Here is a 13,088-nt window from a genome sequence, read left to right as displayed (position 1 = left end):
CAGCCCCGCGTACTCGAATACACGCGGGGCTTTTTTGCGCTTTACATCTGATTGACCGGGGTGTTGTCCTCGAGGGCGGTCTTTGTTTCGCCCCGGATTTCCTCGCATATTTTTAGCCGGTAGAGAATTTCGTCGGTTAAGTCCTGGTCCCCCGCCTGCCGCAGCGCGGATAGCGGGGTAGGCGCTGCACTCCACTTTGACTGCATGAAGCCTAAAGCGACGAGCGCGTCAATCGGGTTGGCGTTGTAGGCCTCGGCAATTTTGATAATCGTGTCCGCGGGAAGTTCATTGTTTTTCATGTGGCGGCCGAGCGTGGCGTCGGATATTCCGGCCCGCTCGGAAATCTTGCGGTTGGAGTCGCCGTTAGTCACCTTCCGCAGCCATTGTTCCTGGTTCATGGAGCCCAGTTTATATACCCGACCGGGGGTGCGTCAAAATGACGCGGTGCTCTCTACCTGCAGCAATTGAAAAATGTGGTGTGCCGGTGCCAATAATTATTATTGGTGCGTTAGAATGATGCACTGTAGCAATTTGAAGCAAAAGGAGCCCTCGTGATTCGCCTTGATCCTGAAGCCCTCGACCGCGCCCGCCAGGTCTTAGGTGCTTCGTCCGACTACGCATTGGCGGAAGCCCTCGGCCGCACCCCGGCGTGCGTTAGCAATTGGCGTCGCGGGCGGAACGCCCCCGGATTGCAGGATTTAGTGAGGCTGCAAAAGATAACCGGGATTCCATACGGGAAATTGCTACTGATTCCTGAATCTGTCTAAAGCGTGCTCGGCCCCTGCCGCGATGGGGAATGGGTAGGGCCGAGCGCAACAAAATTCAATAGTGAAAAGTATCCCCGCGCTGGTGCGCAATAGGTGAGGTTCGATTCCTCGCCGGTGGAGCCGGGAGGCATGTCAAATCGGTATGAAGTTCCCTCTTTCTGAGGCCGTCAAGCGCCCTCATGACCCCTATCCCGCCGACGGGCGAGGGGTAGCTGCATGTCTCCCTTGTAAGTTTCCGCGGCCTGACCCCCAATAGGGCCGCGGGAAATCGAAAAAGTTCCCCCGGTGGTTTCTGCAAATTTCGACCGGGGGAACGAGCTAGCCCCCTTTTTGGAAAGAGGACACATTGAATACTAGCAAACTGCCCCGCACCTATACGGTGCCTGAAACCGCGGAGATCCTCGGAATCTCCGCCCGCTCCCTGTACCGATACGTCCAGAACGGCGATGCCGACGACCTCGGCCCCGTAAAAGTCAAGATGAACGGCCGCGCCCGCGTGGGCTTCCTGAAGTCGCGCGTGGACGCGGTAACCGGAATGGGAGGTGCCGCGTAATGCACTGGAAGGACTACGCCCTCGGCGCCGCGTTCGGAGCCCCGGTCCTAATCGGACTCCTGCTAGCCGCCGGAGGCCTGGTATGAATCGCGATTTTCAGGATTGGAGGAGTCTCACAACTGCGGAGACGCGCTGTGATATGGCGATATTGAATCTTTCTGCAATCGCGGATGAAGTCGATTTTTGTAGAACTCTGATCGCTTCCGCGGGTATCCCCAAAAAGACGTCTTTGCTGTATTCGTTGGATTCCGTCGACGGGATCCTGCTCGCCATTAAGCAGGAACTGGAATCAATATTCAACAAAACGCGTGAAGCGCGCTTAAAGCGTCAAGCGAAAATCTTTGATGCGCTGGAGGGAAACGAATGATGAACGATGAATCCAACCGCGCCTTTTCGTTAGCGGAAGTTCGTCAATTCATGAATTGGTGCGACATTGTACAACAGTGCATATCGCAACTCGATAACTTTACCGTCTCTAAGCATGGCCCTTTGTGGATAGGAAGAAAACTCGATGAAGCCTGGGAAAAGATTGACGAGTGCTTCGAATGGGCTTCCATCTATGAATTTGAATTGCTGGAGGAGTCCGAATGAATGATCGGGAAAAGTATGAATTTGCGATGAGGCATTGCCTGATTCGAGCTTCTGATGCTAAGGCGTTTGAAAAGATTCTAGAACTGGTCTGTTACCACCTTGAGGATCTGCGATTGTCTCTAGATTTAGCTCGTGGGAACAGGGAACGTAAGGCTGTTGCCTGGGCGACCCTAGAGCGCCTCGGTAGCGATATGGATTCCCTAAAGCTTGAAGTTGAAGAGGCGCGCGTCAAACTGAAAGACCTTTCCGACAAAATGAATGAAAAGTCTGCGAACTACGCGAAAGAGATCTCATGATTGCCGACTTGATTCCTTATATCGTGCTCGGCGTCTTTTTGGGGATTCCCGGCGTGATGGTTGGCGTCATATCTAAGAAGGTTTCCCGCCTGGAGGCGGAAGTGGAATCCGCGTGGGATGTTCTCCGCGGAATGAGCTCCGCGTTGCGGTCTTTATCCTCCGCCCTGTCTGAAGAGGGGAAGCCGTCTATCCCCGATGATTTCCCCGGAACCGTAGAAATGAACTTCATTCACAAGTACGGGGACCCGGAGCCATGACATGCCCCTTGCCTGTGAAGCGGCCTAAATGGCCGGACGTCGCTATCGAATATCGCCATTTCCGCGCGTGCGGAATGAGTGAATATGGGGCGCTTGCCCGCCTCGGCGCGGTCTATGGAATTGACCCGGAAACTGTGCGCAAATACGTCTTTCGTCAAATGAGAAGGGAAATGAATCGTGACCAAAATATTTGAACACCCGCCCGCCGTCGGCTCGGCGGAATGGTCGCGGATGATCACCGCGTCAAAAGTCCCCGGAATCCTCGGCGTCTCCCGGTGGACCTCCCAGTTCGCCGCCTGGCATGAATTGGCCGGGAATGTTGATCACCCGCCGATGAATGCCGACCGCGCGGCGTGGGGTCATATCGCTGAAGAATCATTGGCGAAATGGTGGATTCACAATAACCCCGGCTGGCATCTCAACGTGGCCCGCCGCGGCCGCGCGGAACTTGCCTATACAAACGATGATTTGCCGTTCCCCAATATGGCAACAATTGATAGGCGCGCGATGAACCGGAAATTCGGCACTACCAGCCCGGAACGCTTCCACATCATTGAATGTAAGACCGCTATGTCGATGAACGATTGGGGCCGGCCTAATGAAGAGGATTCCATTCCCTACGACTACCTGGTTCAGGTGAACTTCCAGCAGGGCGTGTCTGGAATCCATAAAGCCGCCATCGTAGTGCTCGGCCCGACCGGGGTACCGGAAATCCATAACGTGCCCTGGGACCCGGAACTTTTCGACATCGTAGTGGGGAAACTAGCGGAAGCCTATGAAGCTATCCGAGCCGGTGATTTCCCGCCGCTGGATGAATCGAAAGCTACCTATGACGCTGTGCGCGGAATGCACCCGGAAATCGATAGGGACGGCCGGGTGGAAATCGACCGTGAAACCGCGCTGCGGTGGCTGGATACCGCCGAGGCGGAAAAGGAAGCAAAGAGCGCGGTAATCGGCGTGAAGTCCGAGGCCGCGCAGCTCATGGGATCGGCCCGAATTGCGGAATACCGCGGCGTGAAAATTGCCGACCGGCGTTCCCGAATGGGGTCCACCCCGCAGGTGTATTTCAACCGTTCCGCCGATTTAGGAGAATAATTATGTCTAGTAAATGCATTGTTCGCATGCGGTTCAATATCGATATTGCCGACGAGGTGCTCGGCCTGGTCCTGAACGAAAAAGGTCAGTTCGATTTCGACCGGATCATTCCTGCGCCCGCGGTGCGGGATACGGAAGGAAAGAAAAGCCCGATCGTTCAGGGGTGGGAATTGTTCCGCCGAGGTGTGTGGGGAAATGCTTTCTGCACAACTGTCATCGAGCCCGATAGGAAGGCCGGCCGTAATTGGGCGGAGGTCTCATTCCTCACGGAAGGGTACTATCCCGGGCCGGTCATGGCGGAAATCTCGCGCCTATTTTCGGAATACCCAATAGCGGTGTGCTACGCCGACGAGTCGATTGAACTCAATTACGGCGGGGCGATGTACCTGTTTGGGGGCCAGTCTGTCCCGGCCCCTATTTTCCTTGCGGAAGAATGCCGCGGCCTCGGATACCCGGACGGGTGGAGTGCTAATTGGCGTTGTCTTGTAGTCAACGATGACGAGCTTGCTGCTGTATTCCCCGGCGATGATCCATTTCCGAAAGCTGAACATCATTCCGCGGCGTATGACCCGTTTCTCATTTTGCCCGGATTCCCCCAGCTGATTAACGACGAGCCCGATATTAACGAGTTCTGGCTCGAATCATCCCTATAGGAAGGAAACCTTTTCAATGTCTGATATTGAACGCTATGAGCCGTCCGATTCCGAGATTTCGGCGGTGAAGAATGAATTTCGTAATACCGCGGTTGATGCTATCGACCGGGAACTGGAAGTGATCCAAAAGGCTAGTGAAGTCGTGCCCGTGCTCATTCGCGGCCGTATGGTGCCGGAGGCCTATCTTCCTGATTTTTCGCCGCGGAAGAATGCCCCGGCCCAGGGTGAGGACGCGGCCATTGCGAAAGCGCTAGCCGCCGCCGTGTACGGCGCGAATTTGGGTTTCGGCGTGTCCACCTCGCTGCAGAACGTGTTTGTTGTGAAGGGCGCCCCCTCCATTTACGCGCGTACGGCTGTGTCCCTCGTGCTAGCACAAGGCCACGAGGTGTGGGTAGAGGAATCCTCCGCCGAGCGGGTAGTAGTAAGCGGCCGTCGCCGCGGTTCCTCGGCGGTGTTTACCTCAACGTGGGATATTAAGCGCGCGAAAGATGCGGGCTTTACCTCGAACACGAAATACGCGACCCAACCGGAAGAGATGCTGTACGCGAAAGCGGCTATGGAAGTCTGCCGCCGTATGGCCGCGGATGTTCTGAATGCCATTCCGTATTCCTCGGAAGAGCTCGAGCTGGAAGGCCCGGCGCCGATTAAGGCGCAGGCCCGTCGGATGGATAGCGGCCGCGGTAACGCCGGGCTGAAGGCCGCTCTTGCCAACTCCACTAGCCATGTTTCGGAAGAATCGGCGGCGGAATCCGCGGAACCGGCGCAGCTGGAATCCCAACCGGCCCCGGCCGAGGAGCTCTCCGATGATGACGCCGCGCTACTCGCCGACCTGAAGGAAACCCTGAACGGCTATACCGGGAAAGCGGATGTGGAAAAGCTCATGGCCGATTTGCAAAAGGAAGGCGCCCCGGAAGCGTTCCTACAGGCCGGCCGTGACCGGTGGCGCGAAATCGATAAGGGGAATGCTCAATGATTGATTACGAATACCGCGCTGGGCGTTTAGTTTCCGGCCCGGAACTGCGCTACACGGCCGGGGGAACGCCGGTGGTGAACCTCACCCTGATCCAATCAAATCGATACCTCGACCGGGATTCCGGGGAGTGGAAGGAAGCCGCCCGCGCCGTGATTGATGTGTCCCTGTGGGATAAAGAACGGCGCGATAAAGACCCGGTTCCGTGGACCAGGTGGGCTAATACTCACCTGAAGGTAGGGGATTTAGTGGTGGTGCATGGGCGTATGAACCAGCGCCGCTGGCAGACCCGTGATGGGGAAAACCGCTATAAGACGGAGTTCATCGCCGACAAGGTGTTTACCGCTTTGTCCAATCTGGAATCCGATTCCGGTGGCGGCGCGGTTAATGGTGAACCGCCGTTCTAAACCGCAATGTGCAACCAGTCTTTGTCCCCTATCTCTACGGCGTTTCCGTTCATGCCGTCGGAGGTGGGGGACCAGTTTTATCTACCTCTGGAAGGAATTGATGATGCCCCGGATTCGGTCGATTAAGCCGGAGTTCTGGTCCTCGCCGTCTGTTACGTCTATGTCGCCCTGGGCGCGGCTGCTGTATATCGCTATGTGGAATTGGGCGGATGATGCCGGGCGGGGGACGTATAACCCGCGCGAATTGTTGGGTTTTGCGTTCCCAAACGATGAAGAAATATCAGTAGCGGAATTTCGGCGCATATGCGCGGAAGTTCGGCGCGTATGCGCGGTAGATTTTTACGACGTTGGCGGAAGGCATTATTACGCGATTCCGAACTGGAAGCGTCACCAATCTAAGAATGCTCGGATGAGCGGCTCGAAATACCCCGCCCCGGAGGACGGCCTTCCCTTCGACCCTGAAAAGATGCAGGTCATTGGGGAAGATGCGGAAAGTAGCGGAATTTCGGCGCATATGCGCGGAAGTTCGGCGCATAGTCGCGGAAGCTCGGCGCGCATGCGCGGAATTTCCTCCACTGGAACAGGGGAACAGGGGAACAGGGGAGAGGGGGTTAAGGAGATCAGTAACGGTACTAGTTATCCACAGGCTGTGGATAAAACGACCCCCCCTGAAAATTCCCCAGACCAACCGCCCACGCCTAACGGCGGGCGGCCGGTCTGCAAGAAACACGCCGCGCTTCCCGATGATGAAATTCCCCCGTGCGGCGCCTGCGAACGATTACGTAAAGCCGCCGAGACCCACGCCCGGGCCGAGGAGAGCACCCAGCGCGCCTTACGCCGCGCCGCCATCGATGCCTGCCGCCGCTGCGATGACAACGGGATTGCCCGCGAGGGCTCTGTCGCGGTGCGCTGCACTCACGAAACCGAAACCAACCAGCCGCCCTTTTGAAACTTCATGGAAGGAAACCAAATGAACAACAATCTGCACAACCTCCTAGCGCGCCTCACGCTGCGTGCTAACCGGGGTGAACTAAACCCCCGGGAACGCGCCGCCCTTGACCGCGCGATAGAACGCTACCGCGGGGAGCGCCCCGCAACCCGCCATAACCGCCCGTTCTTCTTCTACCGTTAGGAAACCAAAAATGTTCCGCATGACAACCAAAGAATTCGAGCCGCTACTCACCCCAGCAGGAACACCGTTCCTCGCAACCGTCTACGGCGGCCTGCCCCAGCTGGTAGTCCGCAGCCCACACCTCGGCGACCTTGAAGCCTGGTACCACCTCAACGGGGCGGAATGGGTACGCGCCGATGATGAAGATGTGAACATCATCGCCAGTTTCGTCCCCGTGCCGCTGATTGACGTCGATGAATGCGAGTGCGATTGCGGGCTCTGCGATGACGAATGATCCAATCATGGCCGTCTTTGTTCCCGGTATCCCCCGCCCGCAGGGCTCGAAAAGCTACCTGGGCGCCGGCCGTATGCGGGAATCCTCCCAATACCTGCCCGGGTGGCGGAAGCTGGTAGCAACCCGGGCGCGTGCTGCATACGGGCGCCGCGACCCAATCGATGAACCCGTGTTGCTGGATGTGGTGTTTGTCCTCCCGGCGCGGAAGAACGAGCCCGAGCCCGGCGGCTGGCATACCGTCACCCCGGATTTGGATAAACTCCTCCGCGCCGTAGGTGACGCGCTAACGCAGGCGGGTGTACTCCTAGACGACGCCAGAGTAGCGGCCATACGCGCCGCTAAGCGACGAACACGGCTAAATGAACCCCCGGGTGCCCACATCCATATTGATTCGCTTAAACGGCCACACAGCGCCTCATAGGAGAAACCATGACCCCCGACACACTCCACGCCATCGCCACAACCCAAGGAAAACACCAATGACTAACCCAACCCGCCAAGAAATCATCAACGCACACGAAGCGCTAAATAGCCTTTTAAAGCTTGCGTCTGGTACGTCCACTGCGTCCGCCATATTCAACTGGGAAACCGTCCGTGCCGCCCTCCCGCCGAAGCCCCGCCCCACCATGGCCGACGTGGAATGGGACGACGATGAGCACTACCTCGCAGAAGCGGAACAGAACATGTACGGCAACGTCATCATGCTGGGCGTGGACGATGACAACATGAACATGATTGCGTTTCTTGTGCCGCCGGAGTTTGGCACAGGAATTGATGCAGCCTTCCGCCAAACCCTTACCCCGACTGGCAGGCGCTACACCCTCACAGAGGTGCAGGAATGAACCCCGACACACTCCACGCCATCGCCACAACCCTCCGCCGCGCCTATGCCGAACTGGAAGCTGCTAAGCACGCCGCCGGGAAAATCCGTGATGAAAGAACCATGCGCCCCGGCGGCCGTCTCGGCCCCGCCAGCCCCGGCCGCCCCCGCCCCGTCGAGCTCTGCATGGAACTAGAACTCCGCCTGTACGACTTCGTCTGCGATGCCAAAAGATTCATCACCCCCCGCCGCTCATTCCACAAGAACTGGCCCGAACTCATGGACTGGATCCTCTTCAACTCCGAGGCCCTGGCCGAGCTCGATGTAGCCGACGACCTCGCCGATGAACTCCGCTGGCAACGCAACCAAATCAACCGGCTACTCTACCCAACCCCACCCCGCCTCAACCGGCCCGAGCCCTGGCGCCCCGCCCGCCACGTCATCGCCCTACTCCGCGGACAAGGACACCGCATAACCGCCGACCAACTCCGCAAACTCGCATCACGCGGCCTCATAAACTCCGAAACCAACGGAAGGCTAAACCTCTACCGAACCAGCGAAATACTCGAATACCTCCAAACCACCCCACCAGAAAGAAACGCCGCTGACCAGTAATAACCCAACGTTGTCCGCTCATGTGCTATACTTCGTGGCCGTGGCCCCCGTGCGCCCCGGAAACACGCATAGCCCCGGGACAACGTACGGGGGTTTATCCATACCTCAACCCCGGGGAGGTGCCATGGCCGACAAATGGACCGGAAACGCCGCCGTCAAACTCCGACGCGAATACATGGAAGAATGCCGCGCGCTCGGCGCCGCCTGCTGGCTCTGCAACCAGCCAATCAACTACGACGCCCCGGCCGGCACCCCCAACTCCTTCGAGCCCGACCATGCCCTCCCGCGCGCCGATTACCCCGAGCTCGCACTCGACCCCGACAACCTGCGCCCCTCTCACGCCTCATGCAACCGCTCACGCGGGAAAAAAGACCGGCCGCTGCCACTCGGCCGCCGCAGCCTCCCACAATGGGCCTAAACGCCGCGCCACGGCGGGTAGGGGCCTTCAAATCACTAGCTCGGAAGGCCGCGGAAAAGGAGCGGGGAGGGGGCTTCCTCTCTCCCCGCGCGCCAGACCGCCCCCCGGTCGCGCGCGTGCGCGCGTGCGCGCGCGTAGACAAAACCCCGGAAGGAGCTCCGCCCGTTGAATGCCCCAATAGCCGCCGTGATTGGCCCCCGATTGTGCGATTCCGCTGCGTATTGCACCGAAAAAGGCCTATCGCACCGCGTGGCGGTCTCCCGCGTGTCGGTAAAACGCGGCGTACTGAACCGCCTTCCTGATTCCGCGCGGGTTATCGTGCTCGATGGGGTAGAGCTGGAAGGTCTTTCCCGGTTCAACGTGGAGCGCGCCGATTCCTCACCCGGCTATCGCGATAGCTCGGCAAGCGCAGCAGGATATAAAAGGTTGGGGGGATAAGTTTCAATGAGCCGCGTGAACGCAATTGCTTATGAGCGCTTTGGCGTGGATGAACTGCTGCTTTTCGACGGGAATCCGCGGCGCGGTGATGTGGCCCGAATTTCGGAATCTTTGCGGGCGCGCGGTCAATATAAACCGATTGTGGTCAATCGCGGAACGGAAACCGGCCGGCCGCTGGAAGTGTTGGCCGGTAATCACACGCTGATGGCGGCGCGGTCTATCGGGTGGGAAGAAATCGACTGCGCGGTGATTGATGTTGATGATGATACGGCTAAGGCCATTGTCGCTTCCGATAACCGATTAGCTGACCTCGGCGGTTACGATGACGAGGCCCTGGCTGCGCTGCTGTCTGATTTGGAATCGCTGGATGGAACGGGCTATACGGATTCCGATTTGAACGAAATTCTGAAAGCGCAAGAACAACCCGAGGAACTCACGGATAGGGATGAAGCCCCCTCGGTTCCTGACAAGGCACCTATTTCCGCGCCGGGTGATGTGTGGGAGCTCGGCCCGCACCGCGTGTGGTGTGGCGATTCAACAAATATCGAGGGTGTCTTAGAAAATTTGTTGTTTGATGGGCTCGCGGATTGCGTGTGGACCGACCCGCCTTATGGCGTGTCCTACTCGTCTAACGCGCGGCATGCCGGGGACGGCTACCAAACTAACCGGGCTAATCATTCGATTATGAACGATGGGGAGGAAGGCCTCGCCGAGCTACTGCATGGCGCGTTTACTACTTTGGTGGCCGCGGCTAAACCGGGCGCGCCGGTGTACGTGGCGCATGCCGATGCAAAACGCCTGGTATTTGAAACCGCGTTTCGGGAGGCCGGTCTGCTGTTTCGCCAGAACTTGATTTGGGTGAAGAACAACCACGCGATTAGTCGCGCGGATTATCAATACAAACATGAGGCGATTCTTTTTGGTGAAGCCCCGAAATTTGGTGATGAAGCCGAAACCCCAGCGGAAGATGAAACCAATACCGACGAGGTGGATACCACCGCCCCCTACAAGGAAGGCCACGGCCCGGTGCTGTACGGTTTCGCGCCGGGCGGCGCGGGCCGCCTCGGCCGGGGTGGCCCCCGGTGGTTTGGCAATAATGCCCAGTTCACAACACTGGAATTTGCTATGCCGCGCTCCAATGATGTTCACCCTACGATGAAGCCGGTTGATTTGGTGCTGCGCATGCTGAACAACTCATGCCCGCCGGGTGGTGTGGTCCTGGACCTGTTTGGTGGTTCCGGCTCGACCCTGATTGCTGCGCACCACCGCGGGGCGCAGGCCCGCCTGGTGGAACTGGATCCGCGGTATGTTGATGTGATTTGTCGCCGCTGGCAAGAACATACCGGCGCGGTTCCTCGGCGTGATGGGGAGGAGGTTGATTTCCTTGCATGAAATTAGTGATGTGGAACGCGCGGTAAACCTGCGCGTGGCCGGTGTGTCTTACGCGGATATTGCCGACCGTCTCGGCGTTGATGTGATTGAAGCCGAGGACATGGTCGCCGGCTATCTGTCTGCCATGAGCTCGGAATCACCTGATATTCGTATCCGTCTTGAACTGTCCCGGCTGGATTCTTTGCTGAAGGCGATTTGGAAGCAGGCCGCCCGTGGTGACTCTACCGCTGTAGGGCAGGCCCTGAAGATTACCGGCCAGCGCGCGACCCTGCTGTCGAAACTCGGCGATAACCCGTTGGAATCCGGCGTTAGTACTGAACTCGACGGCTCCGTTTCTGAAGAAATGGCGCGATTGTGGAAGCCGGCTGATTTGAAACAGGGGGAATAATGTCTATCTCTGAAGATTACTCATTGCCGGCCTTCGCAGCCCGGTCTATTGCTGCGCGTGGTGATGTTGTTACCGAGGCGGACTCTGCCATGGTGCAGGTTGCTTTGTTAGTCGCTTACCAGCTGGAAAAAGAATTTCTGGCCGGTGGTGAACGCGCTACTAAAGCGGTGTACATGGTTCCGCATTTCAAGAACCTCATGACTGATTTTGGTTGCCTTCCGGCTGCGCGTGCCGAGCTCGATGCTCTATTGAAGCGGTTGAAGGAAACCGGTTCCGAGCCGGGCCCTGAAGATAAGGCGGTGAAGAACGAAATTGCCGCGCGCCGGGCCCGTCTCCGTGGCCGGGGCGCTTAAAGGTAGGACCGAGCCGCGTATTTTCACCCCGCCGCTGGTAGAGCTCACCCCGGAAACCTCTTTGGGTTTCGCGGTGATTGAATTCGCCGAGACGGTGCTCGGCCTGGAGCTTAGGCCGTGGCAAAAGTGGTTGTTTATCCATGCGCTTGAGCTGGATATGACAACGGTTCCGGGGTCTGATTCCTTCGACCCGGATACGCCGCCGGCGCGCTATTACGATTACCGGTTTAGGCAGGTGTGCGTGCTGGTTGCCCGCCAGAACGGTAAAACGCTGTTGATGTGCGTGCTCGGCCTGTGGCGGTTGTTCTACGACGGGGCTTCCGAAATGATTTCAACCGCCCAAAATCTCACGGTGGCGGAAACCACATTGGACGATGCTTTCAACCTGGCTCGGTCTCACCCTGAAATGGCGGAATACCTGCCCTACCGGATGGAGCGCGGGAAGTGGGTTCCCTACATGCGCACCGCTAACGGCTCGCACCGCATTGAACTTGCCTCTGTGCCCCCTGATTTGGAGCATGTGCTCGATGCGGCGGGAAGTATGCCCGCCTGGTACGTCGTTGCCAACAACGGCGGCGGCCGCTCCTACTCCGTGGACCTGGCGCTACTCGACGAGCTGCGCGAACATACCGACGAGGCCATGTGGGAAGCGATCGAGCCAACTACCTCGGAGCGCCCCCGGAACCAGATTTGGTCCTTTAGTAACGCCGGTACCGCCCGCTCTGTGGTGCTGCGCCGTATTAGGAACGTTGCTCTGAAGGCGATTAACGCCGGAGATACCGATGATGAACGCCTCTTTTTGGCGGAATGGTCTGCCGAGCCCGACCGCTCCATCTTCGATAGGGAAGGGTGGGCGGAAGCTAACCCGTCTCTGGGGTACGGCGTGCGTACGGAATCGGACATGCTGGCTAAAGCGAAAGCGGCGGTTGACCCGGAAGATGAAAACTCCTCCCCGGATGGATTCCGTACGGAATACCTGTGTCAATGGGTGGAATCGTTGGAGCCGGGAAAGATTGGGGAGGACCTGTGGGCCTCTTTGGAATCCCCGGTGGAAATCGACCCGGAAGAAACGCCGGTGTACGTCGGTATCGATGTCGCGGTGGAAGCCCGCGCGGCTCATGTCGCGGTGGCTTTCGAGCGCCCGGATGGTCATTGGCATGTGGAAGTAGTTGCCTCCCGCGCGGGTATCGCGTGGGTTGCTGAATGGCTGGAGGCCCGCCGCCAGGTGGGTTTCGACGGGCGTGTCGGTATGCAGATTCGCGGCGCGCCCTCGGCGGCGTTGGCCCCGTTGCTGGAAGATGCCGAGATTGAAATTGTGCCATGGCAGGGGTCGGAAATGAGCGGTTCTGTCCTGGGATACCTGAACGCTATCCGCGCCGGTGAGGTGCATCACTCCGGCCGGGCGGAAGGGGAGGAAGCTTCCCCGACCCTGCTGGAAGCCGCGGCGGTAGGTGTGCGCGATAGGAAGGCCGGCGATGTCTTTATCTGGGATAGGGATAAATCGGTAGGCGATTCAACTCCGTTCATCGCTACGAATATCGCGTGGTGGCTTGGTCACCATAAGGAAGAAGAATTTATCTCTGCTTATTCCGGCGACGGCTGGATTGATGAAGATGAAGCGGATGAAGAACTCTCCGAGGACCTGGACGCGGGAATGATTATTTTCTGA

The 13,088-nt window shown here is 58.3% G+C and carries 23 protein-coding genes; 22 read left to right on the top strand and 1 reads right to left on the bottom strand.

Features of this window, described 5'->3' with window-relative positions:
* Positions 1-41 precede the first annotated feature (41 nt).
* Positions 42-398 carry a hypothetical protein gene (locus I6J72_RS05620; protein WP_204100237.1) on the bottom strand — a complete coding sequence of 119 codons (357 nt, stop codon included), beginning with the start codon at positions 396-398 and terminating at the stop codon, positions 42-44.
* A 153-nt stretch (positions 399-551) separates the two neighbouring features.
* Between I6J72_RS05620 and I6J72_RS05615 the strand changes: the two genes are divergently transcribed.
* From I6J72_RS05615 to I6J72_RS05510, 22 genes are all read left to right on the top strand, one after another.
* On the top strand, positions 552-767 hold the full coding sequence (locus tag I6J72_RS05615) for a helix-turn-helix domain-containing protein (protein WP_204100235.1): 216 nt from the start codon (positions 552-554) through the stop codon (positions 765-767).
* A 346-nt stretch (positions 768-1,113) separates the two neighbouring features.
* Positions 1,114-1,320: an AlpA family transcriptional regulator gene (locus tag I6J72_RS05610; protein ID WP_204100233.1), complete on the top strand. Its 207-nt coding sequence runs from the start codon at positions 1,114-1,116 to the stop codon at positions 1,318-1,320.
* A gap of 82 nt (positions 1,321-1,402) precedes the next feature.
* Entirely contained in the window at positions 1,403-1,687 is a 285-nt protein-coding gene (locus I6J72_RS05605; RefSeq protein ID WP_204100232.1) for a hypothetical protein, read from the top strand.
* The gene (locus tag I6J72_RS05600; protein WP_204100230.1) at positions 1,684-1,911 is read left to right on the top strand and encodes a hypothetical protein; all 228 of its coding nucleotides are present in this window, start codon (positions 1,684-1,686) and stop codon (positions 1,909-1,911) included. Before I6J72_RS05605 ends, I6J72_RS05600 begins: the two co-directional genes overlap by 4 nt.
* Complete coding sequence (locus tag I6J72_RS05595) at positions 1,908-2,207, top strand: hypothetical protein (protein ID WP_204100228.1); 300 nt, start codon at positions 1,908-1,910, stop codon at positions 2,205-2,207. Before I6J72_RS05600 ends, I6J72_RS05595 begins: the two co-directional genes overlap by 4 nt.
* Positions 2,204-2,464: a hypothetical protein gene (locus I6J72_RS05590; RefSeq protein ID WP_204100227.1), complete on the top strand. Its 261-nt coding sequence runs from the start codon at positions 2,204-2,206 to the stop codon at positions 2,462-2,464. Before I6J72_RS05595 ends, I6J72_RS05590 begins: the two co-directional genes overlap by 4 nt.
* A 177-nt stretch (positions 2,465-2,641) precedes the next feature.
* Positions 2,642-3,559, top strand: coding sequence for a YqaJ viral recombinase family protein (locus I6J72_RS05585; protein WP_204100225.1), 918 nt, complete (start codon positions 2,642-2,644; stop codon positions 3,557-3,559).
* 2 nt (positions 3,560-3,561) lie between these two features.
* A complete protein-coding gene (locus I6J72_RS05580) occupies positions 3,562-4,212 on the top strand; it encodes a hypothetical protein (protein WP_204100224.1) in 651 nt (216 codons plus the stop codon).
* 16 nt (positions 4,213-4,228) lie between these two features.
* A complete protein-coding gene (locus tag I6J72_RS05575; protein ID WP_204100223.1) occupies positions 4,229-5,185 on the top strand; it encodes a hypothetical protein in 957 nt (318 codons plus the stop codon).
* Positions 5,182-5,589, top strand: coding sequence for a single-stranded DNA-binding protein (locus I6J72_RS05570; protein ID WP_204100222.1), 408 nt, complete (start codon positions 5,182-5,184; stop codon positions 5,587-5,589). Before I6J72_RS05575 ends, I6J72_RS05570 begins: the two co-directional genes overlap by 4 nt.
* A 100-nt stretch (positions 5,590-5,689) precedes the next feature.
* Positions 5,690-6,538, top strand: coding sequence for a hypothetical protein (locus I6J72_RS05565; protein ID WP_204100221.1), 849 nt, complete (start codon positions 5,690-5,692; stop codon positions 6,536-6,538).
* Positions 6,539-6,559: 21 nt separating this feature from the next.
* Complete coding sequence (locus I6J72_RS05560) at positions 6,560-6,721, top strand: hypothetical protein (RefSeq protein ID WP_181815360.1); 162 nt, start codon at positions 6,560-6,562, stop codon at positions 6,719-6,721.
* A 19-nt stretch (positions 6,722-6,740) separates the two neighbouring features.
* Positions 6,741-6,995 (top strand): hypothetical protein, encoded by a 255-nt coding sequence (locus I6J72_RS05555; protein ID WP_204100220.1) that lies wholly within the window; start codon positions 6,741-6,743, stop codon positions 6,993-6,995.
* A gap of 7 nt (positions 6,996-7,002) precedes the next feature.
* The gene (locus tag I6J72_RS05550; protein ID WP_204100219.1) at positions 7,003-7,416 is read left to right on the top strand and encodes a RusA family crossover junction endodeoxyribonuclease; all 414 of its coding nucleotides are present in this window, start codon (positions 7,003-7,005) and stop codon (positions 7,414-7,416) included.
* A 58-nt stretch (positions 7,417-7,474) separates the two neighbouring features.
* Complete coding sequence (locus I6J72_RS05545; protein ID WP_204100218.1) at positions 7,475-7,837, top strand: hypothetical protein; 363 nt, start codon at positions 7,475-7,477, stop codon at positions 7,835-7,837.
* Complete coding sequence (locus I6J72_RS05540) at positions 7,834-8,430, top strand: hypothetical protein (protein ID WP_204100217.1); 597 nt, start codon at positions 7,834-7,836, stop codon at positions 8,428-8,430. Before I6J72_RS05545 ends, I6J72_RS05540 begins: the two co-directional genes overlap by 4 nt.
* A 124-nt stretch (positions 8,431-8,554) precedes the next feature.
* Positions 8,555-8,848 carry an HNH endonuclease gene (locus tag I6J72_RS05535; RefSeq protein ID WP_204100215.1) on the top strand — a complete coding sequence of 98 codons (294 nt, stop codon included), beginning with the start codon at positions 8,555-8,557 and terminating at the stop codon, positions 8,846-8,848.
* A 165-nt stretch (positions 8,849-9,013) separates the two neighbouring features.
* A complete protein-coding gene (locus I6J72_RS05530) occupies positions 9,014-9,286 on the top strand; it encodes a hypothetical protein (RefSeq protein WP_204100214.1) in 273 nt (90 codons plus the stop codon).
* A gap of 6 nt (positions 9,287-9,292) precedes the next feature.
* A complete protein-coding gene (locus I6J72_RS05525) occupies positions 9,293-10,678 on the top strand; it encodes a DNA methyltransferase (protein ID WP_204100212.1) in 1,386 nt (461 codons plus the stop codon).
* Positions 10,671-11,066, top strand: a complete 396-nt coding sequence (locus I6J72_RS05520; RefSeq protein WP_147279331.1) for a hypothetical protein — start codon at positions 10,671-10,673, stop codon at positions 11,064-11,066. The genes I6J72_RS05525 and I6J72_RS05520 overlap by 8 nt, the downstream gene beginning before the upstream one ends.
* Entirely contained in the window at positions 11,066-11,419 is a 354-nt protein-coding gene (locus tag I6J72_RS05515) for a hypothetical protein (protein ID WP_204100210.1), read from the top strand. Before I6J72_RS05520 ends, I6J72_RS05515 begins: the two co-directional genes overlap by 1 nt.
* Complete coding sequence (locus I6J72_RS05510; protein WP_204100209.1) at positions 11,379-13,088, top strand: terminase large subunit; 1,710 nt, start codon at positions 11,379-11,381, stop codon at positions 13,086-13,088. Before I6J72_RS05515 ends, I6J72_RS05510 begins: the two co-directional genes overlap by 41 nt.

Source organism: Corynebacterium sp. FDAARGOS 1242, assembly GCF_016889985.1.
GTDB lineage: Bacteria > Actinomycetota > Actinomycetes > Mycobacteriales > Mycobacteriaceae > Corynebacterium > Corynebacterium minutissimum_B.
The sequence above is the reverse complement of the archived record's forward strand: the minus strand, read 5'-3'. Positions and strand labels throughout refer to the sequence as shown.

Coding starts and splice junctions, on each gene's coding strand:
- I6J72_RS05620 (WP_204100237.1), bottom strand. CDS start 398: ATGAACCAGGAACAATGGCTGCGGAAGGTGACTAACGGCGACTCCAAC.
- I6J72_RS05605 (WP_204100232.1), top strand. CDS start 1,403: ATGAATCGCGATTTTCAGGATTGGAGGAGTCTCACAACTGCGGAGACG.
- I6J72_RS05600 (WP_204100230.1), top strand. CDS start 1,684: ATGATGAACGATGAATCCAACCGCGCCTTTTCGTTAGCGGAAGTTCGT.
- I6J72_RS05595 (WP_204100228.1), top strand. CDS start 1,908: ATGAATGATCGGGAAAAGTATGAATTTGCGATGAGGCATTGCCTGATT.
- I6J72_RS05590 (WP_204100227.1), top strand. CDS start 2,204: ATGATTGCCGACTTGATTCCTTATATCGTGCTCGGCGTCTTTTTGGGG.
- I6J72_RS05580 (WP_204100224.1), top strand. CDS start 3,562: ATGTCTAGTAAATGCATTGTTCGCATGCGGTTCAATATCGATATTGCC.
- I6J72_RS05575 (WP_204100223.1), top strand. CDS start 4,229: ATGTCTGATATTGAACGCTATGAGCCGTCCGATTCCGAGATTTCGGCG.
- I6J72_RS05570 (WP_204100222.1), top strand. CDS start 5,182: ATGATTGATTACGAATACCGCGCTGGGCGTTTAGTTTCCGGCCCGGAA.
- I6J72_RS05565 (WP_204100221.1), top strand. CDS start 5,690: ATGATGCCCCGGATTCGGTCGATTAAGCCGGAGTTCTGGTCCTCGCCG.
- I6J72_RS05560 (WP_181815360.1), top strand. CDS start 6,560: ATGAACAACAATCTGCACAACCTCCTAGCGCGCCTCACGCTGCGTGCT.
- I6J72_RS05555 (WP_204100220.1), top strand. CDS start 6,741: ATGACAACCAAAGAATTCGAGCCGCTACTCACCCCAGCAGGAACACCG.
- I6J72_RS05550 (WP_204100219.1), top strand. CDS start 7,003: ATGGCCGTCTTTGTTCCCGGTATCCCCCGCCCGCAGGGCTCGAAAAGC.
- I6J72_RS05545 (WP_204100218.1), top strand. CDS start 7,475: ATGACTAACCCAACCCGCCAAGAAATCATCAACGCACACGAAGCGCTA.
- I6J72_RS05540 (WP_204100217.1), top strand. CDS start 7,834: ATGAACCCCGACACACTCCACGCCATCGCCACAACCCTCCGCCGCGCC.
- I6J72_RS05535 (WP_204100215.1), top strand. CDS start 8,555: ATGGCCGACAAATGGACCGGAAACGCCGCCGTCAAACTCCGACGCGAA.
- I6J72_RS05525 (WP_204100212.1), top strand. CDS start 9,293: ATGAGCCGCGTGAACGCAATTGCTTATGAGCGCTTTGGCGTGGATGAA.
- I6J72_RS05515 (WP_204100210.1), top strand. CDS start 11,066: ATGTCTATCTCTGAAGATTACTCATTGCCGGCCTTCGCAGCCCGGTCT.